Source organism: Helicobacter pylori, from assembly GCF_014498195.1.
In the GTDB taxonomy this organism is placed as follows: Bacteria; Campylobacterota; Campylobacteria; order Campylobacterales; family Helicobacteraceae; genus Helicobacter; species Helicobacter pylori_DO.
The window spans coordinates 15,923-36,094 of record NZ_JACTGH010000009.1; the positions used below are offsets into that span (position 1 = coordinate 15,923).

A 20,172-nucleotide genomic window follows, 5' to 3' on the forward strand; every position below is an offset into this window, starting at 1 on the left:
GATGAATCCTGAAAAAGCCACTCATAGCAAAGAGATTCGTAAGATCTTAATAAGAGGTATTGCATGACAATAAAGATTTGAATCTTTATTTGGAATCTGGAAGCAAGCATGCCAAGCTAACTGATGGGGTGCATCATTTGACTATCCCTTCATCGCCAAGCGACAGAAAAAGCGTGAAAAACTTTGAAAAAGAATTAACAGAGTTTATTAAGAAGCTAAGAGGAAACAGGATAACGCATGGAGCGTGTGAGTAGGGATTTGATACCGGTTGGGTTGCGTATCAATGGTTTTAGGCATTGATGAAGCGGGGAGGGGGTGTTTGGCCGGGTCGCTTTTTGTGGCTGGGGTGGTGTGTAGTGAAAAAACAGCCTTAGAGTTTTTAGAAATGGGTCTCAAAGATAGCAAGAAGCTTAACCCAAAAAAGCGCTTTTTCTTGGAAGATAAAATCAAAACGCATGGCGAGATCAAGTTTTGGGTGGTTAAAAAAAGCGCAAATGAAATTGATAACTTAGGCTTAGGGGTGTGTTTGAAACTCGCTATTCAAGAAATTTTAGAAAATGGCCGCTCTTTAGCCAATAAAATAAAAATAGACGGCAACACGGCGTTTGGCTTGAATAAACGCTACCCTAATATACAAACCATCATCAAGGGCGATGAAAAGATCGCTCAAATCGCTATGGCGTCTGTTTTGGCGAAAGCTTTTAAGGACAGAGAAATGCGGCAATTGCACGCTTTGTTTAAGGAATACGGCTGGGATAAGAATTGCGGGTATGGGACTAAACAGCATATAGAAGCGATCATTAAGCTAGGGGCTACGCCTTTTCATCGGCATAGCTTCACGCTTAAAAACCGCATCTTAAATCCCAAACTCTTAGATGTGGAACAACGCCTTGTTTAAAATGGCGCTGAGATTGGTAGCGCTCGTTGAAGGAAGGTTGATGCGTTTTGCCTTAAAGTAAGCGATGAGATCTTCAGGCTGAATGAAAGGGAATTGCACCATAACATACACACGATGGTTGGTGGTATCCACGAACCTTTTAGCTAAAATGGATTTAGACACTAAAAAATCAACCACTTTAAACAGATTGTTGATGGATTGGTCTTTATCTTGAAACTCCTTATAAATGCGTTCTCGCACTTTCTTTTTCTTGGTCGCTAAGACAACCTCTAAAGTGCTATAAGCGTTCATCCTGGCCCTTAAAAAAGCCACTTTTTCAGCGTTCTCTTCAGGGGGCAATTTGTCATCATAGGGGATATAGTTGGAATAAAAATCGTTCCTTTTACCAAAAATTGAAGCCGATCCGACATATTGATTGAGCGGGTTCTTGTCGTTAAAAAGATTGATTTTAAGCCAATCAGGATAGTTAATCATGTCTTTCAAACTCTCAGCATGCGCTGTTTGAGCGAAGAGGCCTAGGGATAACAAGGCGCAGAAACTTAATTTTTTCAATGCGTTCATTGTAGCTTCCTTTCTATAAAAGAATATTAAAAACGCCCTACGCTTTTAGGGTAGGTGGTATTTCTCAAAAAAGCGAAATACTGGGATATCTTATAGTGAGTTAGCTTAAAAAAAAATAAAATACCTGTTAATAATATAAAAAAATGTTTAATAATTTTAATACATAAATACATAAATACATAAATACATAAATACATAAATACATAAATACATAAATACATAAATACATAAATACATAAATACATAAATACATAAATACATAAATACATAAATACATAAATACATAAATACATAAATACATAAATACATAAATACATAAATACAATTAGTTATTATACCAAAATAGATTGAATATCCAAAGAAAAATCAATGAAATTAAGGTGTTTGTAGGGGGTATTAGCTGCTGAAATAGGGGCGTTGATAGAAACGACTGCAATTTTTAAAAACCCATGTTTATGGCACCAAGAAAGCTGTTTTTCTAAAAAATGAGGCGTGGGGAAAGCGTGGGCGATGAGGGCGAGCTTGTTAGTGGCGTTTTTATGCAAGATAAAAATCCCATTGTCATGGGAGTAAAGCTCATGATTTGGGAATTGCTTGTAAAGCTCTAAAAAAACCATGTTTTCAAAAACATTTAAAAGCGAAGGGTTAGGAGTCAGGCTATAAGGAAAGGCAAAATCGCACAGATACAATTTAGTTTTATTGTTTTCAAAATTGGGGACTAAAAAAATGATGCGCTGGTTTTCTAGCGCGTGTAACAATTTATAAAGGGTGTCTTTAGAGATCTTAAGCTCTTTTTTGAGTTGCGTATAAAGATAAAAAGCGCTCACAAACTTAGACTGATGCGAGCAGATTTTAGCCATTAAGGGGGCGTAATTTTGAAAGATTAATTTAATATTTTCTTGTTTTTTTAGGATTTTTTCTTGCTCATTTTCTGTAAAAAGCGAATCTAAAGCGTTGCCGTCTTTTAAAAAGCGGTTAAACAGGGTGTTTTTAGGGGTGTTGGGTTTGAAAAAGCTAGTATATTCTTTAAAATTCAACCCTAACGCATAGCACAAGCTGCAATCTGGCGTTGTTATGGGGCTTAAATAATTAGGGATAAGAACGATTTTAGGAAGCTTAGGCAGGCTGAAATCCAAGCGATCAATATGATCTAAAATGAGCAAATCCATTTTCTTTTCTAAATGCCATTTTAAAAGCCATGATCTTAGAATGTTTTTGTTCAAGCGCATGTCATTGTAATTGATATACACAGGGTTTTTAAAATCCTTCGCTAGTTTGAGGGCAAAAGTGGTTTTACCGGATTTCATCGGACCTAAAAGACAGATTTTATCGCTTGAATGCGCCTTTAAAAGCGGGTTGTTTAAAGCCGGCTCTTTAGGGGTTTCAAAAGGCCCAAAAGGGTGCAAGCAAGAAAGGGGCATGAACTTCCTTTCAAATGAGATTGGATTAAGATAATCGTAGCGCATTTTTTCTATTTCCTTATAAAAAGGAAGTAAAAATCTCTAAAAATCCCTAAAAATAGCAAAAGTTATTGACTAAATGGCGCATTTTGAGTAGTATTTCAGTTTTTATTTTATTGTTTTATTCTGTTTTTAGTAACGGATAAAACGAGTTCTTTTAGGAGAGTTTATGGAAAAAATCAGGTTGAAGCTCAAAGCTTATGACCATAGAGTGTTGGATCGCTCTGTTGTAGCTATCGTGGAAGCCGTAAAGCGCTCAGGTTCTGAAATTAGAGGGCCTATCCCTTTGCCGACTAAGAATAAGCGTTACACCGTTTTACGCTCCCCGCATGTCAATAAGGATTCAAGAGAGCAGTTTGAGATTAGGGTTTATAGCCGATTGATTGATATTATCTCGGCCACCCCAGAAACCGTGGATAGCTTGATGAAGTTGGATTTAGCTCCTGAAGTGGATGTAGAAGTAACCTCTATGGAAACGAAGTAGTCCTAACGCATTGAGATAATAAAATAAGGGTTAGATATGGAATTTTTAGTTCAAAAGATAGGCATGAGCCGCACCATTGACACTAACAGCACGCCTGTAACCTTGCTTAAAGTTTTGCAAGCGAAAGTGTGCCAATTAGAAAACGGGAAAGCTTTAGTGGCCTATGCGATGCATAAAAAACACAATAAGGCGATTGAAGGCCAGCAAAAGAAATACCAACTCAGTAAAGAGTTTAACCATTTCGCTACCTTAAAAGCTTCCCAGCAACAAGAGTTGGGCGATTTGGATTTGAGCGCTTTAGAAACGCTTAAAAGGGTTAAAGCGAGCTTTAAAACTAAAGGGAGAGGCTTTGCGGGGGTGATGAAGCGTTGGAATTTCCAAGGCGGGCCTGCCGCTCATGGGAGTCGTTTCCATCGCCGCCCTGGTTCTATTGGTAACAGAGAATGGCCAGGAAGAGTGCAAAAGGGTAGGAAAATGGCAGGGCATTATGGCAATGAGCTAGTTACTTGCCAAAACGAGGTGCTCTCTTTTGATAAAGAAAGTATGGTGTTAGTGCTAAAGGGTTCAGTGGCCGGCTTTTCTGGGGCTTATGGACGCATCAGAGCGGTATAAAACCATACATTGAATATAATATAAAGGGTTTGATATGAGTAAGGCCATCGTTTTAGACAGCCATTTGAAAGAAAAGGGTAGCGTGGAGTTACCTAAAAGATATGAGGGTATCAACAGCCATAACCTCTATCTTTATGTGAAACATTATTTATCTTCTGCACGCGCTAATACCGCTAAAAGTAAAAACCGTGCTGAAGTGAGCGGGGGCGGTAGGAAGCCTTGGGCGCAAAAAGGGGGCGGAAGAGCCAGAGCAGGGAGCATCACTTCGCCTGTGTTTGTGGGTGGGGGCGTCTCTCATGGGGCTACGAATAACCGCAATTACAACCTTAAAATCAATAAAAAACAAAAACGCCTAGCTTTAGAATACGCTTTAGAAGAAAAAGCGCAAGCGAATAAGCTTTTTGTGGTGGAAAAAATTGCTATAAAGGGTGTGGTTGAAGACAATAAAAGAAAGCATTTGACTAAAGAAGCCAACCAAATGTTCCAGGCTTTAGAGCAACGAGACACTTTGTTTGTGTGCTTAAACATGGACGAATACACCGAGTTAGCCTTTAGTAACCTTAAAAAATGCCTTATTGTTGATGTGAGCGAGTTAAACGCTTATCTTTTGGCGGCGTTTAGCTCTGTGGTGATGGAAGAAGCAGCGTTTCAGCATGTGGTGCAAGATAAGACAGAGGAGTAAAAAATGGCAGACATCATGGATATAAAGTCAATTCTTTACACTGAAAAGTCATTAGGATTGCAAGAAAAAGGCGTTTTAGTGGTCCAAACGGCTCAAAATGTAACCAAAAACCAGCTCAAAGAAGTGTTTAAAACTTACTTTGGCTTTGAGCCTTTGAAAATCAATTCTTTGAAACAAGAAGGTAAGGTGAAACGCTTTAGAGGGAAGCTTGGACAAAGAAAGTCGTTTAAGAAATTTTATGTGAAAGTTCCAGAGGGCGCTAGCATTGCCGCCCTTGGCGCGTAAGAAAGGAGAAAGCGTTATGGCGATTAAAACTTATAAGCCCTACACCCCAAGCAGACGCTTCATGTCGGTGTTGGACTCTAAAGACATTACCGCAAAAAGCAGTGTCAAAGGCTTACTCACTAAGCTTAAAGCAACAGCAGGGAGAAACAATAACGGGCGCATCACCAGCCGCCACAAAGAGAGAGGGGCTAAAAAACTCTATCGCATTATTGATTTCAAACGCAACAAATACAATATTGAAGGGAAAGTGGCTGCGATTGAGTATGATCCTTACAGAAACGCACGCATCGCTCTTGTGGTCTATCCTGATGGGGACAAACGCTATATTTTACAGCCAAGCGGTTTGAAAGTGGGCGATAGCGTTATCGCTGCTGAAGGCGGTTTGGATATTAAAGTGGGCTTTGCGATGAAGTTAAAAAATATCCCTATAGGGACGGTGGTGCATAATATTGAAATGCATCCGGGGGCTGGCGGGCAATTAGCCAGAAGCGCTGGGATGAGCGCTCAAATCATGGGTAGGGAAAATAAATACACCATTCTCAGGATGCCAAGCTCTGAAATGCGCTACATTTTAAGCGAATGCATGGCGAGTGTTGGCGTGGTAGGGAATGAGGATTTTATCAATGTCTCTATCGGTAAGGCAGGGCGTAACCGCCACAGAGGCATCCGCCCACAAACTCGTGGTAGCGCGATGAACCCAGTGGATCACCCGCATGGTGGGGGTGAGGGTAAAACAGGGACAAGCGGTCATCCTGTATCGCCTTGGGGCACTCCAGCTAAGGGCTATAAAACGAGAAAGAAAAAAGCTAGCGACAAGCTCATCATTTCCAGAAAGAAACATAAATAAAGGGTTAAAGAATGTCTAGGTCAATTAAAAAGGGTCCTTTTATAGACGACCACTTGATGAAAAAAACGCTCAAGGCAAAAGAGGGTAAGGATAACCGCCCGATTAAAACATGGTCTAGAAGAAGCACCATTTTGCCTGAAATGATTGGTTTTACTTATAATGTGCATAATGGCAGGGTTTTTGTCCCTGTGTATATCACAGAAAACCATGTGGGTTATAAGTTAGGGGAATTCGCTCCTACAAGAACTTTTAAAGGGCACAAAGGCAGTGTCCAAAAAAAGATTGGCAAGTAAGGGGGTAGAATGAGTAAAGCGTTATTAAGATTTGTGCGGTTATCTCCTACTAAAGCCAGATTGATTGCAAGACAGATCCAAGGCATGAACGCTGAATTAGCGATCGCTAGTTTGGAATTTACGCCCAATAAAGCGGCCAGAGTGCTTTCAAAAGTGGTGGCTTCTGCGGTCGCTAACGGCTCTTTAGACGCCAAGAGCGCTCTGATTGTTTCTTGCAGAGTGGATGCTGGCCCTGTGCTTAGGCGCTCCATTCCAAGGGCTAAAGGCAGAGCCACAGCCATTAGAAAGCCAACATCTCATGTATTCGTAGAAGTAGCAGAAGGGAAAGAAATGAAATCTTCTAAAAGACATAAAAAAAATCAAGCAGAAGGTAAGTAGGGCATGGGACAAAAAGTTAATCCGGTAGGTTTAAGATTAGGTATTAATAGGAATTGGACTTCCAGATGGTTCCCTAGCGCTCGCACCGCTCCAAGCAATATTGATGAAGACAATAAAATTAGGAAATTCCTTAAAAAAGAGCTTTATTATGCTGGCGTGAGCGAGATTGTGATTGAAAGAGCGGCTAAAAAACTGCGCGTTACGGTCGTAGCGGCTCGCCCAGGGCTTATCATTGGTAAAAAAGGCGTGGATATTGAAAAAGTCAAAGAAGGCCTAAAAACGCTCATCAAAAAAGAAGTCTCCATTAATATTAAAGAAGTCAAACGCCCCCAAGCTGACGCCCAATTAGCCGCAGAAAATGTAGCCACCCAGCTAGAAAAAAGGGTCGCTTTCCGCCGTGCGATGAAAAAGGTCATGCAAGCGGCGTTAAAATCCGGCGCTAAAGGGATCAAGGTGCGCGTTTCTGGCCGTTTAGCAGGGGCTGAAATCGCTCGCACCGAATGGTATATGGAAGGGCGCGTGCCTTTACACACCTTAAGGGCTAAGATTGATTACGGCTTTGCTGAAGCGATGACGGTATATGGTATTATTGGCGTGAAAGTGTGGATTTTCAAAGGGGAAGTTTTGCAAAAAGGCATCCAATTTGAGAAAAAAGAAGAGGCTAAAGAAGAAAGAGAGCCTAGAAGAAGCAGAAGAGGGAGGCAATAATCATGTTAATGCCAAAAAGAACAAAATACAGAAAGCAAATGAAAGGGCGCAATCGTGGGAAAGCCCATCGTGGTAACTCCATTGCGTTTGGGGATATTGCGATTAAAGCCATAGAGCATGGGAGGATTGATTCACGCCAGATTGAATCCGCAAGGGTGGCTATGACAAGGCACATTAAAAGAGCGGGTAAGGTGTGGATTAGAGTATTTCCCGATAAGCCTTTGACCGCTAAGCCTTTAGAAACCAGGATGGGTAAAGGTAAAGGCTCTGTGGAAAAATGGGTGATGAATATCAAGCCGGGCAGAATCGTTTATGAAATGCTAGGCATTGAAGAAGGACTAGCGAGAGAAGCTTTAGCGTTAGCTCAGAGCAAACTTCCTTTTAAAACCAAAATTGTAACTTGTGAGAGCGAAAATGAAATATACTGAATTGAAAGATAAGAGTATCAAGGAATTAGAAGAGTTGTTGCATGCTAAGAAAGCGGAGCTTTTTGAGTTGCGCGTTAAGTTAAAGGCTATGCAATTGAGTAATCCTAACGAGATTAAGAAAGCCAGAAGAAATATCGCTCGCATTAACACGGCCATTAATGCGCATTATTCTTCTAGCGTTGAGTAAAAAAGGGTAAGCAATGAATACAAAAGAGCCGCATAAGAGGTTAGTGCAAGGCAAGGTTATCAGCAAGTTTGCTGAAAAAAGCGCTGTGATTCTTGTGGAAAGAAAAGTGGTGCATGAAAAATACCGCAAGATTGTTAAAAAGTTCAAAAAATACACCATCCATGATGAAAACAATCAGGTGAAAGTAGGGGATTTTGTGAGCGCGATTGAGTGCAGACCGCTTTCTAAAACCAAGTCTTTCACGCTTAAAGAAATTTTAGTAGTGGGAGTATAAGCATGATACAGAGTTTTACGAGATTGAATGTCGCTGACAATAGCGGCGCTAAAGAAATCATGTGCATTAAGGTGTTAGGAGGCAGCCATAAACGCTATGCGAGCGTGGGTAGCGTGATCGTGGCTTCCGTGAAAAAAGCTATCCCTAATGGTAAGGTGAAGCGCGGTCAAGTAGTCAAAGCCGTTGTGGTGAGAACGAAAAAAGAAATCCAAAGAAAAAATGGTTCTTTGGTGCGTTTTGATGACAATGCGGCAGTGATTTTGGACGCTAAAAAAGATCCGGTTGGCACAAGGATTTTTGGGCCCGTGAGCCGAGAAGTGCGTTACGCTAATTTCATGAAAATTATTTCTCTAGCGCCGGAGGTTGTATAATGAAAAGCGAAATCAAAAAAAATGACATGGTGAAAGTCATTGCAGGAGACGATAAGGGTAAGGTCGCTAAGGTTTTAGCGGTGTTGCCTAAGACTTCTCAAGTGGTTGTTGAAGGGTGTAAAGTGGTGAAAAAAGCGATTAAACCTACTGATGATAACCCTAAAGGGGGCTTTATCCATAAAGAAAAGCCCATGCACATTTCCAATGTGAAGAAAGCCTAAGGAGTTGGATACATGTTTGGTTTGAAACAATTTTATCAAAATGAAGTGAGGGCAAAACTCGCTCAAGAATTAGACATCAAAAACCCCATGCTTTTGCCCAAGCTAGAAAAAATCGTTATCAGCGTGGGCGCTGGGGCTCATGCAAAAGACATGAAAATCATGCAAAATATCGCGCAAACGATTTCTTTGATTGCAGGGCAAAAGGCGGTTATCACTAAAGCGAAAAAATCCGTTGCAGGCTTTAAGATCAGAGAAGGCATGGCGGTAGGGGCGAAAGTTACCTTAAGGAATAAACGCATGTATAATTTCTTAGAAAAGCTGATTGTGATTTCATTGCCCAGAGTGAAAGACTTTAGAGGGATTTCACGGAATGGTTTTGATGGGCGTGGGAATTACACTTTTGGGATCAATGAGCAGTTGATTTTCCCGGAAGTGGTTTATGATGATATTATGGTCAGTCATGGCATGAACATCACTATGGTAACTTCTACAGACAACGATAAAGAAGCGTTCAAGTTGTTAGAATTGCTTGGATTGCCTTTTGCAAAAGTGAGATAAGGGGTTAATATGGCTAAAAAATCAATGATAGCAAAGGCTCAAAGGAAACCAAAATTTCAAGTAAGAGCTTATACCAGATGCCGCATTTGTGGGAGACCTCATTCGGTGTATAGGGATTTTGGACTTTGTAGGGTGTGCTTAAGAAAAATGGGCAGTGAGGGACTCATCCCAGGCTTGAGAAAAGCTAGTTGGTAAGGATAAGATATGGTAAATGATATAATTGCAGATTCATTAACTCGTTTGAGAAACGCTTCTATGCGCCGCTTAGAATTCACACAGCTTTATTACGCAAAGATCGTGGTTTCTATTTTAGAGATTTTTAAAGAAAAAGGTTTCATTAAAGATTTCAATGTCAAAGATAAAGACAAGAAACAATCGGTTTATGTGCAATTGGCTTATGATGAAAAAGGGCATTCAAAAATCAGCGAAGTGAAGCGCTTAAGCAAGCCCGGTCGTCGTGTGTATAAGCAAAAAAACGAGTTGAAGCGCTTTAAAAATGGCTATGGCGTGATTGTGGTAAGCACTTCTAAAGGGGTGATCACCAACGAAGAAGCTTACAGACAAAATGTCGGTGGCGAAGTGCTTTGCAGCATTTGGTAAAGGATTGAAAATGTCAAGAATTGGGAAAAGAATCATTGAAATTCCAAGCTCTGTGCAAGCGAGCGTTGAAGGGAGCAAGCTTCTTTTTAAAAACAGCAAAGAAAAGCATGAATTAGAAACTCACAACCGAGTGAAAATCACGCTTGAAAACAACCAATTGAGCTTCCAGCCTGTGGGCGAAGACGCGCAATCTAGGGCTTATTGGGGGACTTATGGGGCGTTAGCCAACAACATTGTAATAGGCTTAAGCACCGGTTTTGCTAAGACTTTAGAAGTCAATGGCGTGGGCTATAAGGTGGCTTTGGGCAATAAAACTTTGGATTTGAGTTTGGGTTTTAGCCACCCAGTGAAATACCCCATTCCAGCAGGGATTGAAATGGTGGTGGAAAAAAACACGATCACTATCAAAGGGAGCGATAAGCAAAAAGTAGGGCAAGTCGCCGCTGAAATCAGGAGCTTCAGACCCCCAGAGCCATACAAGGGCAAGGGCGTGAAATACAGCGATGAAGTCATTATTAGAAAAGCTGGTAAAACAGCTAAAAAATAAATAAGGTGAAGTGATGAACGCAAAAGCATTGTATAAAAAGAAAGCCTTAAGAGATCGCCGAAAATTAAGGATTAAAAGCAAACTCTTAGGCGATGCGTTAAGGCCTAGGGTGAGCGTTTTTCGTTCCAACCGCTATTTTTATGCGCAAGCGATTGATGATGTTAAACAAAGCACCATAACGCATATTGACGGCAGGAAAATGGGCTTTAAAAACACGCAAGAAGACGCTAAAAAATTAGGCGCTCTCTTTGCTGAAGAATTGAAAAAAGTAGGGATTGAGCGAGCGGTTTATGACAGGAATGGTTATCTCTATCATGGTGTGGTGGCAGCGTTTGCTGAAAGCTTGAGAGAGAATGGGATTGCTCTATGACAGAAAGGAAAGGTATGGAAGAGATTAACAGAGAAGAGTTTCAAGAAGTCGTTGTGAATATTGGTCGTGTAACCAAAGTGGTTAAGGGCGGTAGGCGGTTTCGTTTTAACGCTTTAGTGGTTGTGGGCAATAAAAATGGGCTTGTAGGCTTTGGTTTGGGCAAGGCTAAGGAAGTCCCTGATGCGATTAAAAAAGCGGTAGATGATGCGTTTAAGAACCTAATTCATGTAACCATTAAAGGCACGACTATCGCTCATGATATTGAACATAAATACAACGCAAGCCGTATTTTACTCAAACCGGCAAGTGAGGGAACGGGAGTGATTGCTGGGGGTTCAACGCGCCCTATCGTGGAATTAGCAGGCATTAAGGATATTCTCACCAAATCTTTAGGCTCCAACAACCCCTATAATGTGGTGCGTGCGACTTTTGACGCTTTAGCGAAAATCAAGGCGTAGTTAAAAAGGATATGATGATGGGATTAGAAAATTTAAAACCGGCTAAAGGTAGCGTTAAGAAAATCAAACGAGTGGGCCGTGGTCAAGGAAGCGGCATGGGAAAAACGGCCACAAGAGGCGGTAAAGGTCAAACCGCAAGGACAGGTTATAAGGCTAAAAGAGGCTTTGAAGGAGGGCAACAACCCTTGCAACGCCGTTTGCCTAAAATAGGTTTTAGGACTAAAGATTCTCATATCTATTCTATCAATGTGGAAAAGAATGAAGCGATTAAAAATTTAGAAGAAATCACTTTTTCAAGCTTGCGCGCTTTACACCATTTCCCCCTTTATATTGAAGGCGTGAAATTGATCGGTAAAGACGCTAAAAACTTGGCTTCTAAAATTAAAGATGAGAGAATCAAAACAAGCGGGCAGAAATAATGCCCCTATTGTATCAGCTTGATTTAAGAGGAATAAGTTATGAATAAAGCCATTGCTAGTAAGATACTCATCACTTTGGGTTTTTTATTTCTCTATAGAGTTTTAGCTTATATCCCCATTCCTGGCGTAGATTTAGCAGCGATCAAGGCTTTTTTTGACAGCAATTCCAACAACGCTTTGGGGTTGTTTAACATGTTTAGTGGGAATGCGGTTTCTCGCTTGAGCATCATCTCTTTGGGTATCATGCCCTATATCACTTCTTCCATTATTATGGAGCTTTTGAGTGCGACTTTCCCCAACCTGGCTAAAATGAAAAAAGAGCGAGACGGCATGCAAAAATACATGCAAATCGTACGCTATTTGACCATTTTAATCACCCTAATCCAAGCGGTGAGCGTTTCAGTGGGCTTAAGGAGCATTAGCGGAGGAGCCAATGGAGCGATCATGATTGATATGCAAGTCTTTATGATCGTTTCAGCGTTTTCTATGCTTACAGGGACGATGCTGCTCATGTGGATAGGGGAGCAAATCACGCAAAGGGGCGTGGGGAATGGGATCAGCCTCATTATTTTTGCTGGGATTGTTTCAGGGATCCCATCAGCTATTTCAGGCACATTCAATTTGGTCAATACGGGCGTGATCAATATTTTAATGCTCATTGGTATTGTGCTGATTGTTTTAGCGACTATTTTTGCGATCATCTATGTGGAATTAGCTGAACGCAGGATCCCTATTTCTTATGCGCGTAAAGTGGTGATGCAAAACCAGAACAAGCGCATCATGAATTACATTCCCATTAAGTTGAATTTAAGCGGGGTGATCCCCCCTATTTTCGCTTCAGCTCTGCTCGTGTTCCCTTCTACGATCTTACAGCAAGCCACAAGCAACAAAACCTTGCAAGCGATTGCAGATTTTTTAAGCCCGCAAGGGTATGCGTATAATATTTTGATGTTCTTGCTCATCATCTTTTTCGCTTACTTTTATTCTTCTATCGTGTTCAATTCTAAGGATATTGCGGATAATTTGAGGCGTAATGGCGGGTATATTCCAGGGCTTAGGCCTGGAGAGGGGACTTCATCGTTTTTAAATTCTGTAGCGAGTAAGCTCACTTTGTGGGGTTCATTGTATTTAGCGCTCATTTCTACCGTGCCTTGGATTTTGGTTAAAGCTATGGGCGTGCCTTTTTACTTTGGAGGCACGGCGGTGCTGATTGTGGTTCAAGTCGCTATTGATACCATGAAAAAGATTGAAGCGCAAATTTATATGAGCAAGTATAAAACTTTAAGCGCGGTAGGCTTTTAATGGCGATCTCTATTAAAAGCCCAAAAGAAATCAAAGCTCTAAGAAAAGCCGGGGAATTGACCGCTCAAGCGTTAGCCCTTTTAGAGCGAGAAGTAAGGCCTGGGGTTTCACTTTTAGAGCTGGATAAAATGGCTGAAGATTTTATCAAATCCTCTCATGCTAGGCCTGCTTTTAAGGGGCTCTATGGTTTCCCTAGCTCTGTGTGCATGTCCTTAAATGAGGTGGTTATTCATGGCATTCCTACGGATTATGTTTTACAAGAAGGGGATATTATAGGCTTGGATTTGGGGGTGGAGGTGGATGGTTATTATGGCGATTCAGCCCTTACGCTCCCTATAGGCGCGATAAGCCCGCAAGATGAAAAATTGCTCGCTTGCTCTAAAGAGAGCTTGATGCATGCCATTAGCTCAATTAGAGTGGGCATGCATTTTAAAGAGTTGAGTCAGATTTTAGAGGGCGCTATTACAGAAAGAGGCTTTGTGCCTTTGAAGGGGTTTTGCGGGCATGGTATTGGTAAAAAACCCCATGAAGAGCCAGAAATCCCCAACTACCTAGAAAAAGGCGTCAAAGCTAATAGCGGCCCTAAAATCAAAGAGGGCATGGTATTTTGCTTAGAACCTATGGTGTGTCAAAAACAGGGCGAGCCTAAAATACTAGCGGATAAGTGGAGCGTGGTTTCAGTGGATGGGCTTAACACAAGCCACCATGAGCATACTATCGCCATAGTTGGCAATAAAGCAGTGATTCTTACGGAGCGTTAATGGCAAGAGATGATGTTATAGAAGTGGATGGGAAAGTGATTGAGGCGTTGCCTAACGCTACTTTTAAGGTGGAATTAGACAATAAGCATGTGGTGTTGTGCCGTATTTCTGGAAAGATGCGCATGCACTATATTAGGATTGCTTTAGGCGATAGGGTCAAGCTAGAGCTTACGCCCTATAGCTTAGACAAGGGTCGGATAACTTTTAGATATAAATGAATTTAAGGGTTATTTCAATGAAAATATGTTAGTATAAAAGTTTTTAGTAGTGCCTAATTTTTTCAAAGGAGAAAAATCATGAAAGTCAGGCCATCAGTGAAAAAGATGTGCGATAAGTGCAAAATCATTAAAAGAAGGGGCGTTATTAGAGTGATCTGCGCTACCCCTAAACACAAACAAAGACAAGGATAAAGCATGGCAAGGATTGCTGGTGTGGATTTACCAAAAAAGAAGAGAGTGGAGTATGCCCTTACCTATATTTATGGGATTGGGCTTAAGAGTTCTAGAGAGATTTTAGAAGCGGTGGGCATTTCTTTTGACAAGCGCGTGCATGAATTGAATGAAGATGAAGTGTCTAGCATCGCTAAAAAAATCCAACAAAGCTACCTAGTAGAGGGCGATTTGCGTAAAAAAGTTCAAATGGATATTAAATCTTTAATGGACTTGGGGAACTATCGTGGGATCAGGCACCGTAAGGGTCTTCCTGTGAGAGGCCAAACCACCAAAAATAACGCTAGGACTCGTAAGGGTAAGAAAAAAACCGTGGGCAGCAAGTAGCGGATAAGGAGATGATGATTTAATGGCTAAGAGAAATGTAGTGGCTAAAAAGAAAGTAGTCAAAAAGAATATTGCTAGAGGGGTTGTTTATATTTCAGCGACCTTTAACAACACCAACATCACTATCACTGATGAAATGGGTAATGTGATTTGTTGGAGCACGGCGGGCGGTTTAGGGTTTAAAGGCTCTAAAAAATCCACCCCTTATGCGGCCCAACAAGCTGTAGAAAGTGCTCTAAGCAAGGCTAAAGAGCATGGCGTTAAAGAAGTGGGCATTAAGGTTCAAGGGCCAGGTAGTGGGCGTGAGACCGCCATTAAGAGCGTGGGCGCGACAGAGGGCGTTAAAGTGCTTTGGATTAAAGACATCACCCCGCTCCCTCATAATGGTTGCAGACCCCCTAAAAGAAGAAGAGTGTAAGGAGGCTTTATGGCAAGATATAGAGGCGCAGTAGAAAGACTAGAAAGGCGTTTTGGGGTTTCTTTAGCCTTAAAAGGTGAAAGGCGATTGAGTGGGAAGAGCGCGCTAGATAAGAGGGCTTATGGGCCAGGCCAGCATGGGCAAAGACGCGCTAAGACTTCTGATTACGGGTTGCAATTGAAAGAAAAGCAAAAAGCTAAAATGATGTATGGCATTTCTGAAAAGCAATTCAGGAGTATTTTTGTGGAAGCCAATCGCTTGGACGGCAATACGGGTGAAAACCTTATCCGTTTGATTGAAAGAAGATTGGATAATGTCGTCTATCGCATGGGGTTTGCGACCACTAGAAGCTCTGCTAGGCAATTGGTAACGCATGGGCATGTGCTTGTGGATGGTAAGCGTTTGGACATTCCCTCTTATTTCGTGCGTTCAGGGCAAAAAATTGAGATCAAAGAAAAAACCAAGAGCAACCCTCAAGTGGTGCGCGCGATGGAATTGACAGCTCAAACAGGGATTGTGCCATGGATTGATGTGGAAAAAGATAAAAAATACGGCATATTCACCCGCTACCCTGAAAGAGAAGAAGTGGTTGTCCCTATTGAAGAAAGACTCATTGTAGAATTGTATTCTAAGTAAGGGGTTAGAGCATGAAAGTTATCAAAACAGCACCTTTGATCCCATCAGAAATTAAGGTGCTAGAGAAAGAGGGCAATCGGGTTAAGATTTCTCTGGCTCCATTTGAGTTTGGTTACGCTGTTACGCTCGCTCATCCTATTAGAAGGCTCTTGCTTTTAAGCTCTGTGGGGTATGCTCCTGTAGGTTTAAAGATTGAAGGCGTCCATCATGAGTTTGACTCATTAAGGGGGGTTACTGAAGATGTGTCGCTTTTTATCATGAATTTAAAGAATATCCGCTTTATAGCCAAGGCGTTAGTGGGGCAGGATAGCTCTTTAGAAAACCAATCGGTTGTGGTGGATTATTCTTTTAAAGGGCCTATGGAGCTTAGGGCTAGGGATTTGAATTCTGAGCATATAGAAATCGTCAATCCTGAAATGCCTCTAGCCACAATCAACGAAGACGCTCAATTGAATTTTTCGCTCATTATCTATAAAGGAATGGGGTATGTCCCAAGCGAAAACACAAGGGAATTGATGCCTGAGGGCTACATGCCGCTAGACGGCTCATTCACGCCGATTAAAAAGGTCGTTTATGAGATTGAAAATGTTTTGGTTGAGGGCGATCCCAACTATGAAAAAATCATTTTTGATATTGAAACAGACGGGCAGATTGACCCTTATAAAGCGTTTTTGTCAGCGGTGAAAGTGATGAGCAAGCAACTGGGTGTTTTTGGCGAAAGGCCCATTGCTAACACGGAGTATTCAGGCGATTACGCTCAAAGAGATGACGCTAAAGACTTGAGCGCTAAGATTGAAAGCATGAATTTGAGCGCTAGGTGTTTTAATTGCTTGGATAAAATCGGCATCAAGTATGTGGGCGAACTCGTGTTGATGAGCGAAGAAGAGCTTAAGGGCGTGAAAAACATGGGCAAAAAATCCTATGATGAAATCGCTGAAAAATTGAATGATTTGGGCTATCCGGTAGGCACAGAATTAAGCCCTGAACAAAGAGAGAGTTTAAAGAAAAGATTAGAAAAATTAGAAGATAAAGGAGGTAACGACTGATGAGACACAAACACGGATACCGCAAGCTTGGGAGAACCAGCTCGCACAGAAAGGCGTTATTAAAGAATTTAGCGATCGCTTTGATTGAGCATAACAAAATTGAAACAGGGATTTATAAGGCTAAGGAATTGCGCAGTTACATTGAGAAATTAACGACAGCGGCTCGTGTGGGCGATTTTAATGCGCACCGCCATGTTTTTGCATATTTGCAAAACAAAGAAGCCACCCACAAGCTTGTAACCGAAATCGCGCCCAAATACGCGCAAAGGAATGGCGGATACACCAGGATCCAACGCACCACTTTTAGAAGAGGGGACGCTTCCACTCTAGCCACCATTGAATTTGTATGAAATTTGATGAACTGCTAGCCAAGATTTAGTCTTGGTTGGTGGTTATCGCTTTGATTTTATCTTTTTAAAAGAAGCGCTTAAAAGCTTTGACTTTGTTTTATTGATCATGAAATTTAAAAAATGCTAAAAAACATTTTCTGTGATCAAAATATAAAAGAGCTTAGTTAAGCGATAATCTCAAAACGGCAAAAATAAAGTAACTAAAACCCTATTTTTTAAAAAATCAAAATAAACTCAAAACTCACACTGGCTTTTATCCCACCCTTTACTTGAGCGGTATTTCTTGCATTTTTATTGAGATTTCTAATTGGTTTGATGATTTTAAGAAATCCAACTGCTGGAGATTGAGTTAGATGGATTCAAGCGTATTTTTAGACACGCTAGATATTGGCTATTCGTTTATACTAAACTGCTTTGGATTTTAGCCGATGTAGGTGATGGGTTGATTTGTTCGCTTTGTAGTGGTTTTATAAAAAAGACACAAGATACAAACTCCTATCTTGTGAAAGCCACACAAGATACACTAAAGACTATAAACCGAACCGCCACCACGCCAAAGCGGGACTGAATCAATCTTTCTATACCTACCATTTTAAATGCTCCTTAACTTCAATATACAGATACTAAAAACTTGCCTAGCAAAACCCGCTCATAAGAATTTTTGATACACCAACACCACCGATTTAGGTGTAGAGCTAATGCTAAAACAATGATTAGTGGCTTCATTGAGCGAGCCGGAAAAGAGTGTTTTTAAACGCAAGTTTTTTAAGGGGTATTTGAGGTTTTTAGAAGTGAATCGGGCTTTAAGATCCAAGCTAAAAAGCGAGATTTGCTCCCCTTTAAAACTGGGCAAAGTAAAAGGGGTTTCTAGCACCCTAAAAAGACCATAATCGCTTACGGCTTGGATTTTTTGGCAAAATTTAAAATACTCCAACAATAAAAAAGTGTTTGCCAGGGCGTGATCTTCTCGCTTGCCATTCAACCCTAAAAAAATAAAATCATCACAGCCCCTATTCAAAGCATAAAAAAAGGCTTTGGACAAATCGTTGCTGTCTTGTTCGCTCACGCGTATAGGGTTATACAAGGCTTTCAAATGCGAATCAATGCTATCCAAATCGCCTATAACAACGCTGGGTTTGAATTGAAGTGCATGCAAGGACTGGACAGCCCCATCGCATGCGATTAAAAAGGGAGCGTTTTTTAAAATGTCTAAGCATTTTTGAGATTTAGGAAACTCCCCATTCGCTAAAATCACTGCTTGCATGACTGGTTCCAGCGGTTAAAATAATACAAGCCAATAAAAAGGTATAGAATCGTTGTGAAGAGTTGCACCAAGCTCTCTGTAGAAATTTGAAAAATACAAAACCACACGATAATGGATACGATATTCCCCAAAGTTACTAGCGCATAATTCTCCACATACCGCAAAACCTGTAAAATAAAAGCAATAATAAAGATGACGAAATTAAAACTCTCTGCCCATAAAAAATTCGTTTTAATCTCTTTAAAAAACAAAGCGCTCACACAAGTTAAAACCCCTACGCCTAAAACGAGAATAAAACGCCAATTTTTGGGAAGTTTTTGAGCCTTGATAACGCCTTCATGCTGCTCTGTCTTTTTCCATGCGAACAGCCCATAAATCGTTACCGGCATATACAAAAAAAGGCATAAAATCACATCAGCGTTTAATTTCCACTGATAAGCGACATAAGCGTAACTCAAATTATAAACAAGACCAAACATAAAGCAAATCGTTTGCCTTTCTCCGGCAAAAAACGCATACAAAACCCCACTAAGCCCCGCTAAAAGATTGATAAACGAGCCTTTGACAAGGATATTAGTGATGGTTAAAAACACGCAAGAAAGAATGAGCGTGGCGTAAAATCGTTTGGATAGTTGGGTGGTTATTAACATGTTATTCCTTACGCAAGAATTACCTTGACAAGTTCTACGGGTTTGATCTCAGCCTTTTAAAAACTTGAGCGTTTTAAAAAGCACCCCTTAAATGCTCCTTATTGTAACACAAATCCATGAGAATGCGCTTTAAAGTTTTTATGTCCCCCTCCATTTAATGCTATTTGAGTTAAATCACCACCCCCATTTAGCGCAAAGCTTAAGAAAATATTGAAACCCCAAAATGACCAAACCCTCTACAAGAAAGTTGCTAGGATGCCCACAATACGCCGAAATTTCATGCATAGCGATACCAAAAGGTATCGTTAAAAGCATCACATAAAAATCCCTTAGCCTGGATCCTAACACAGCGTCATAAAACGCGCCAAAAAACCTAGCCTTAAAAATGGCTTTAAAAAACTTGGGGAATCCTTGCCAAGCTTCAATAATGAAATAACCTGCCGACCTGCCTTTTGGGTTGAACAAGAGATTAGACAACAAAGCCGCTATTAGAGCCACTAGCCACACATAGTAACTATCTTTAGGGTTGAAAATCGGATCACCAACATCTGAACGATAAAGAGCTGTTCTAAAAACTATGGAGTAACAAATTATAGCAACTAAACCCATTGCTATACTGTATTCAGTATAATTCAAACGCTCTTTTGAGCCATTCAAATTCTCTTTTGTAGTATCCATGTTATTTCCTTCCCCCCATCACCTTGGCTCATTTAAGATCACCAAGCATGCCCAAAACTATAGCCGTAATCATAAAAATCACGGATAGGTTCTCTTGGGGTTTGTGGCTCTCTAGTTTGAGGCTCTCTGTCTATGAAATCACGGATAAAATCTTCTACTCTATCGCCTATTTCCCGACCAAGCTGACCCCCAATCGCAGCCCCTAACGGCCCTCTGGCAGCTCCCATTGCTGAACCAATATCTCCTCCTATATCTCTACCAAGCTGGCCCCTTGCCTCTATTTTAGGACTAGCTATAGCCGCATCAACCATTGCACCGCATAAAACCACTACACAACTGAATGTTCTTAATCCACTCATAACAAATCCTTTCATAAATTGAGATTCAAGGCATGTTTTGCACACCCTGATAAGAATATTTATACCACAACCCTATTAAAAGCATTGTTATAGATCGGAAAAATATCACAAGAAGCTCAATAAATGTTTTGTTTATTCACAAATTACAGGATTAAAGTAAATCATTGGTTTTTAGCATTTTTTAAGCGTTTTAGAGCGTTAAGTTTCAAGCATCAAAGCCTTTGATAGCGTTTTTACACCAACCGCTTAAAAATCGAACGCCCATTTTAAATATATTAGACGCTTTTTTAT

Annotated in this window: 36 protein-coding genes, 1 pseudogene and 1 riboswitch; of the genes and pseudogenes, 31 read left to right on the forward strand and 6 right to left on the reverse strand. The window is 40.8% G+C overall.

Features of this window, described 5'->3' with window-relative positions:
- Window position 1: 1 nt before the first annotated feature.
- Both H7N67_RS05190 and H7N67_RS05195 read left to right on the forward strand, forming a co-directional pair.
- Window positions 2–254, forward strand: a pseudogene (locus H7N67_RS05190) (hypothetical protein).
- A 29-nt stretch (window positions 255–283) separates the two neighbouring features.
- On the forward strand, window positions 284–898 hold the full coding sequence (locus H7N67_RS05195) for a ribonuclease HII (protein ID WP_187939316.1): 615 nt from the start codon (window positions 284–286) through the stop codon (window positions 896–898).
- On the opposite strand, the gene H7N67_RS05200 is transcribed toward H7N67_RS05195, so the two are convergent.
- Together H7N67_RS05200 and H7N67_RS05205 are read right to left on the reverse strand one after the other, a co-directional pair.
- Window positions 872–1,459, reverse strand: coding sequence for a hypothetical protein (locus H7N67_RS05200; protein WP_187939283.1), 588 nt, complete (start codon window positions 1,457–1,459; stop codon window positions 872–874). The genes H7N67_RS05195 and H7N67_RS05200 overlap by 27 nt on opposite strands.
- A 332-nt stretch (window positions 1,460–1,791) precedes the next feature.
- Window positions 1,792–2,880, reverse strand: a complete 1,089-nt coding sequence (locus H7N67_RS05205) for an ATP-binding protein (RefSeq protein WP_187939317.1) — start codon at window positions 2,878–2,880, stop codon at window positions 1,792–1,794.
- Between the two features lie 208 nt (window positions 2,881–3,088).
- On the opposite strand from H7N67_RS05205, the gene rpsJ reads away from it, so the two are divergent.
- From rpsJ to rplQ, 29 genes are all read left to right on the forward strand, one after another.
- A complete protein-coding gene (rpsJ, locus tag H7N67_RS05210) occupies window positions 3,089–3,403 on the forward strand; it encodes a 30S ribosomal protein S10 (RefSeq protein ID WP_000411561.1) in 315 nt (104 codons plus the stop codon).
- A 36-nt stretch (window positions 3,404–3,439) separates the two neighbouring features.
- Window positions 3,440–4,015 (forward strand): 50S ribosomal protein L3, encoded by a 576-nt coding sequence (gene rplC / locus H7N67_RS05215; protein WP_097719020.1) that lies wholly within the window; start codon window positions 3,440–3,442, stop codon window positions 4,013–4,015.
- Between the two features lie 34 nt (window positions 4,016–4,049).
- Window positions 4,050–4,697, forward strand: a complete 648-nt coding sequence (gene rplD, locus H7N67_RS05220) for a 50S ribosomal protein L4 (protein WP_120909599.1) — start codon at window positions 4,050–4,052, stop codon at window positions 4,695–4,697.
- Window positions 4,698–4,700: 3 nt separating this feature from the next.
- A complete protein-coding gene (locus tag H7N67_RS05225) occupies window positions 4,701–4,982 on the forward strand; it encodes a 50S ribosomal protein L23 (protein ID WP_000763613.1) in 282 nt (93 codons plus the stop codon).
- A gap of 16 nt (window positions 4,983–4,998) precedes the next feature.
- A complete protein-coding gene (gene rplB / locus H7N67_RS05230) occupies window positions 4,999–5,829 on the forward strand; it encodes a 50S ribosomal protein L2 (protein ID WP_000985811.1) in 831 nt (276 codons plus the stop codon).
- 11 nt (window positions 5,830–5,840) lie between these two features.
- Window positions 5,841–6,122 carry a 30S ribosomal protein S19 gene (rpsS, locus tag H7N67_RS05235; RefSeq protein WP_000091385.1) on the forward strand — a complete coding sequence of 94 codons (282 nt, stop codon included), beginning with the start codon at window positions 5,841–5,843 and terminating at the stop codon, window positions 6,120–6,122.
- Between the two features lie 9 nt (window positions 6,123–6,131).
- On the forward strand, window positions 6,132–6,500 hold the full coding sequence (rplV, locus tag H7N67_RS05240; protein ID WP_042631352.1) for a 50S ribosomal protein L22: 369 nt from the start codon (window positions 6,132–6,134) through the stop codon (window positions 6,498–6,500).
- 3 nt (window positions 6,501–6,503) lie between these two features.
- Entirely contained in the window at window positions 6,504–7,208 is a 705-nt protein-coding gene (rpsC, locus tag H7N67_RS05245; RefSeq protein ID WP_000529972.1) for a 30S ribosomal protein S3, read from the forward strand.
- A gap of 2 nt (window positions 7,209–7,210) precedes the next feature.
- A complete protein-coding gene (gene rplP, locus H7N67_RS05250; protein WP_000928961.1) occupies window positions 7,211–7,636 on the forward strand; it encodes a 50S ribosomal protein L16 in 426 nt (141 codons plus the stop codon).
- Entirely contained in the window at window positions 7,623–7,823 is a 201-nt protein-coding gene (gene rpmC, locus H7N67_RS05255; protein WP_000877884.1) for a 50S ribosomal protein L29, read from the forward strand. The genes rplP and rpmC overlap by 14 nt, the downstream gene beginning before the upstream one ends.
- A 13-nt stretch (window positions 7,824–7,836) precedes the next feature.
- On the forward strand, window positions 7,837–8,097 hold the full coding sequence (gene rpsQ / locus H7N67_RS05260; protein ID WP_001092746.1) for a 30S ribosomal protein S17: 261 nt from the start codon (window positions 7,837–7,839) through the stop codon (window positions 8,095–8,097).
- A gap of 2 nt (window positions 8,098–8,099) precedes the next feature.
- Window positions 8,100–8,468 carry a 50S ribosomal protein L14 gene (gene rplN / locus H7N67_RS05265; RefSeq protein WP_000616110.1) on the forward strand — a complete coding sequence of 123 codons (369 nt, stop codon included), beginning with the start codon at window positions 8,100–8,102 and terminating at the stop codon, window positions 8,466–8,468.
- Complete coding sequence (rplX, locus tag H7N67_RS05270) at window positions 8,468–8,689, forward strand: 50S ribosomal protein L24 (RefSeq protein WP_000834238.1); 222 nt, start codon at window positions 8,468–8,470, stop codon at window positions 8,687–8,689. The genes rplN and rplX overlap by 1 nt, the downstream gene beginning before the upstream one ends.
- 12 nt (window positions 8,690–8,701) lie before the next feature.
- The gene (rplE, locus tag H7N67_RS05275; protein ID WP_000467365.1) at window positions 8,702–9,247 is read left to right on the forward strand and encodes a 50S ribosomal protein L5; all 546 of its coding nucleotides are present in this window, start codon (window positions 8,702–8,704) and stop codon (window positions 9,245–9,247) included.
- A 9-nt stretch (window positions 9,248–9,256) separates the two neighbouring features.
- Window positions 9,257–9,442 carry a type Z 30S ribosomal protein S14 gene (locus tag H7N67_RS05280; protein ID WP_001085694.1) on the forward strand — a complete coding sequence of 62 codons (186 nt, stop codon included), beginning with the start codon at window positions 9,257–9,259 and terminating at the stop codon, window positions 9,440–9,442.
- A gap of 9 nt (window positions 9,443–9,451) precedes the next feature.
- The gene (gene rpsH, locus H7N67_RS05285; RefSeq protein WP_000245805.1) at window positions 9,452–9,847 is read left to right on the forward strand and encodes a 30S ribosomal protein S8; all 396 of its coding nucleotides are present in this window, start codon (window positions 9,452–9,454) and stop codon (window positions 9,845–9,847) included.
- Window positions 9,848–9,857: 10 nt separating this feature from the next.
- Entirely contained in the window at window positions 9,858–10,394 is a 537-nt protein-coding gene (gene rplF, locus H7N67_RS05290; RefSeq protein ID WP_000086585.1) for a 50S ribosomal protein L6, read from the forward strand.
- 13 nt (window positions 10,395–10,407) lie between these two features.
- Window positions 10,408–10,764: a 50S ribosomal protein L18 gene (gene rplR, locus H7N67_RS05295; RefSeq protein WP_021304090.1), complete on the forward strand. Its 357-nt coding sequence runs from the start codon at window positions 10,408–10,410 to the stop codon at window positions 10,762–10,764.
- A 14-nt stretch (window positions 10,765–10,778) separates the two neighbouring features.
- Window positions 10,779–11,222, forward strand: a complete 444-nt coding sequence (rpsE, locus tag H7N67_RS05300) for a 30S ribosomal protein S5 (RefSeq protein WP_001860543.1) — start codon at window positions 10,779–10,781, stop codon at window positions 11,220–11,222.
- Between the two features lie 17 nt (window positions 11,223–11,239).
- On the forward strand, window positions 11,240–11,641 hold the full coding sequence (gene rplO, locus H7N67_RS05305; RefSeq protein ID WP_000522167.1) for a 50S ribosomal protein L15: 402 nt from the start codon (window positions 11,240–11,242) through the stop codon (window positions 11,639–11,641).
- Window positions 11,642–11,680: 39 nt separating this feature from the next.
- Window positions 11,681–12,943, forward strand: a complete 1,263-nt coding sequence (secY, locus tag H7N67_RS05310; protein WP_001030183.1) for a preprotein translocase subunit SecY — start codon at window positions 11,681–11,683, stop codon at window positions 12,941–12,943.
- Entirely contained in the window at window positions 12,943–13,704 is a 762-nt protein-coding gene (gene map, locus H7N67_RS05315; RefSeq protein ID WP_187939284.1) for a type I methionyl aminopeptidase, read from the forward strand. The genes secY and map overlap by 1 nt, the downstream gene beginning before the upstream one ends.
- Window positions 13,704–13,922 (forward strand): translation initiation factor IF-1, encoded by a 219-nt coding sequence (infA, locus tag H7N67_RS05320; protein WP_000090248.1) that lies wholly within the window; start codon window positions 13,704–13,706, stop codon window positions 13,920–13,922. The genes map and infA overlap by 1 nt, the downstream gene beginning before the upstream one ends.
- Window positions 13,923–14,000: 78 nt before the next feature.
- Window positions 14,001–14,114, forward strand: a complete 114-nt coding sequence (gene rpmJ / locus H7N67_RS05325; protein ID WP_000868339.1) for a 50S ribosomal protein L36 — start codon at window positions 14,001–14,003, stop codon at window positions 14,112–14,114.
- A gap of 3 nt (window positions 14,115–14,117) precedes the next feature.
- On the forward strand, window positions 14,118–14,480 hold the full coding sequence (rpsM, locus tag H7N67_RS05330; RefSeq protein WP_000090803.1) for a 30S ribosomal protein S13: 363 nt from the start codon (window positions 14,118–14,120) through the stop codon (window positions 14,478–14,480).
- 22 nt (window positions 14,481–14,502) lie between these two features.
- Window positions 14,503–14,898 (forward strand): 30S ribosomal protein S11, encoded by a 396-nt coding sequence (gene rpsK / locus H7N67_RS05335; protein WP_001129297.1) that lies wholly within the window; start codon window positions 14,503–14,505, stop codon window positions 14,896–14,898.
- 9 nt (window positions 14,899–14,907) lie between these two features.
- Window positions 14,908–15,534 carry a 30S ribosomal protein S4 gene (gene rpsD, locus H7N67_RS05340; protein ID WP_000135247.1) on the forward strand — a complete coding sequence of 209 codons (627 nt, stop codon included), beginning with the start codon at window positions 14,908–14,910 and terminating at the stop codon, window positions 15,532–15,534.
- Between the two features lie 11 nt (window positions 15,535–15,545).
- Window positions 15,546–16,580 carry a DNA-directed RNA polymerase subunit alpha gene (locus tag H7N67_RS05345; RefSeq protein ID WP_000864528.1) on the forward strand — a complete coding sequence of 345 codons (1,035 nt, stop codon included), beginning with the start codon at window positions 15,546–15,548 and terminating at the stop codon, window positions 16,578–16,580.
- Window positions 16,580–16,930, forward strand: coding sequence for a 50S ribosomal protein L17 (rplQ, locus tag H7N67_RS05350; protein WP_001216119.1), 351 nt, complete (start codon window positions 16,580–16,582; stop codon window positions 16,928–16,930). The genes H7N67_RS05345 and rplQ overlap by 1 nt, the downstream gene beginning before the upstream one ends.
- Window positions 16,931–17,579: 649 nt before the next feature.
- Here the strand turns inward: rplQ and H7N67_RS05355 are convergent.
- The 4 genes from H7N67_RS05355 to H7N67_RS05370 form a co-directional block, all read right to left on the reverse strand.
- Complete coding sequence (locus tag H7N67_RS05355) at window positions 17,580–18,194, reverse strand: thiamine diphosphokinase (protein ID WP_187939285.1); 615 nt, start codon at window positions 18,192–18,194, stop codon at window positions 17,580–17,582.
- Window positions 18,182–18,844, reverse strand: coding sequence for a nicotinamide riboside transporter PnuC (gene pnuC / locus H7N67_RS05360; protein ID WP_187939286.1), 663 nt, complete (start codon window positions 18,842–18,844; stop codon window positions 18,182–18,184). Before pnuC ends, H7N67_RS05355 begins: the two co-directional genes overlap by 13 nt.
- A riboswitch (TPP riboswitch) is annotated at window positions 18,832–18,942 on the reverse strand. (Overlaps the previous gene by 13 nt.)
- 76 nt (window positions 18,943–19,018) lie before the next feature.
- A complete protein-coding gene (locus H7N67_RS05365) occupies window positions 19,019–19,522 on the reverse strand; it encodes a hypothetical protein (RefSeq protein ID WP_187939287.1) in 504 nt (167 codons plus the stop codon).
- A 38-nt stretch (window positions 19,523–19,560) separates the two neighbouring features.
- Entirely contained in the window at window positions 19,561–19,881 is a 321-nt protein-coding gene (locus H7N67_RS05370) for a pantothenate kinase (protein ID WP_187939288.1), read from the reverse strand.
- Window positions 19,882–20,172: the final 291 nt, after the last annotated feature.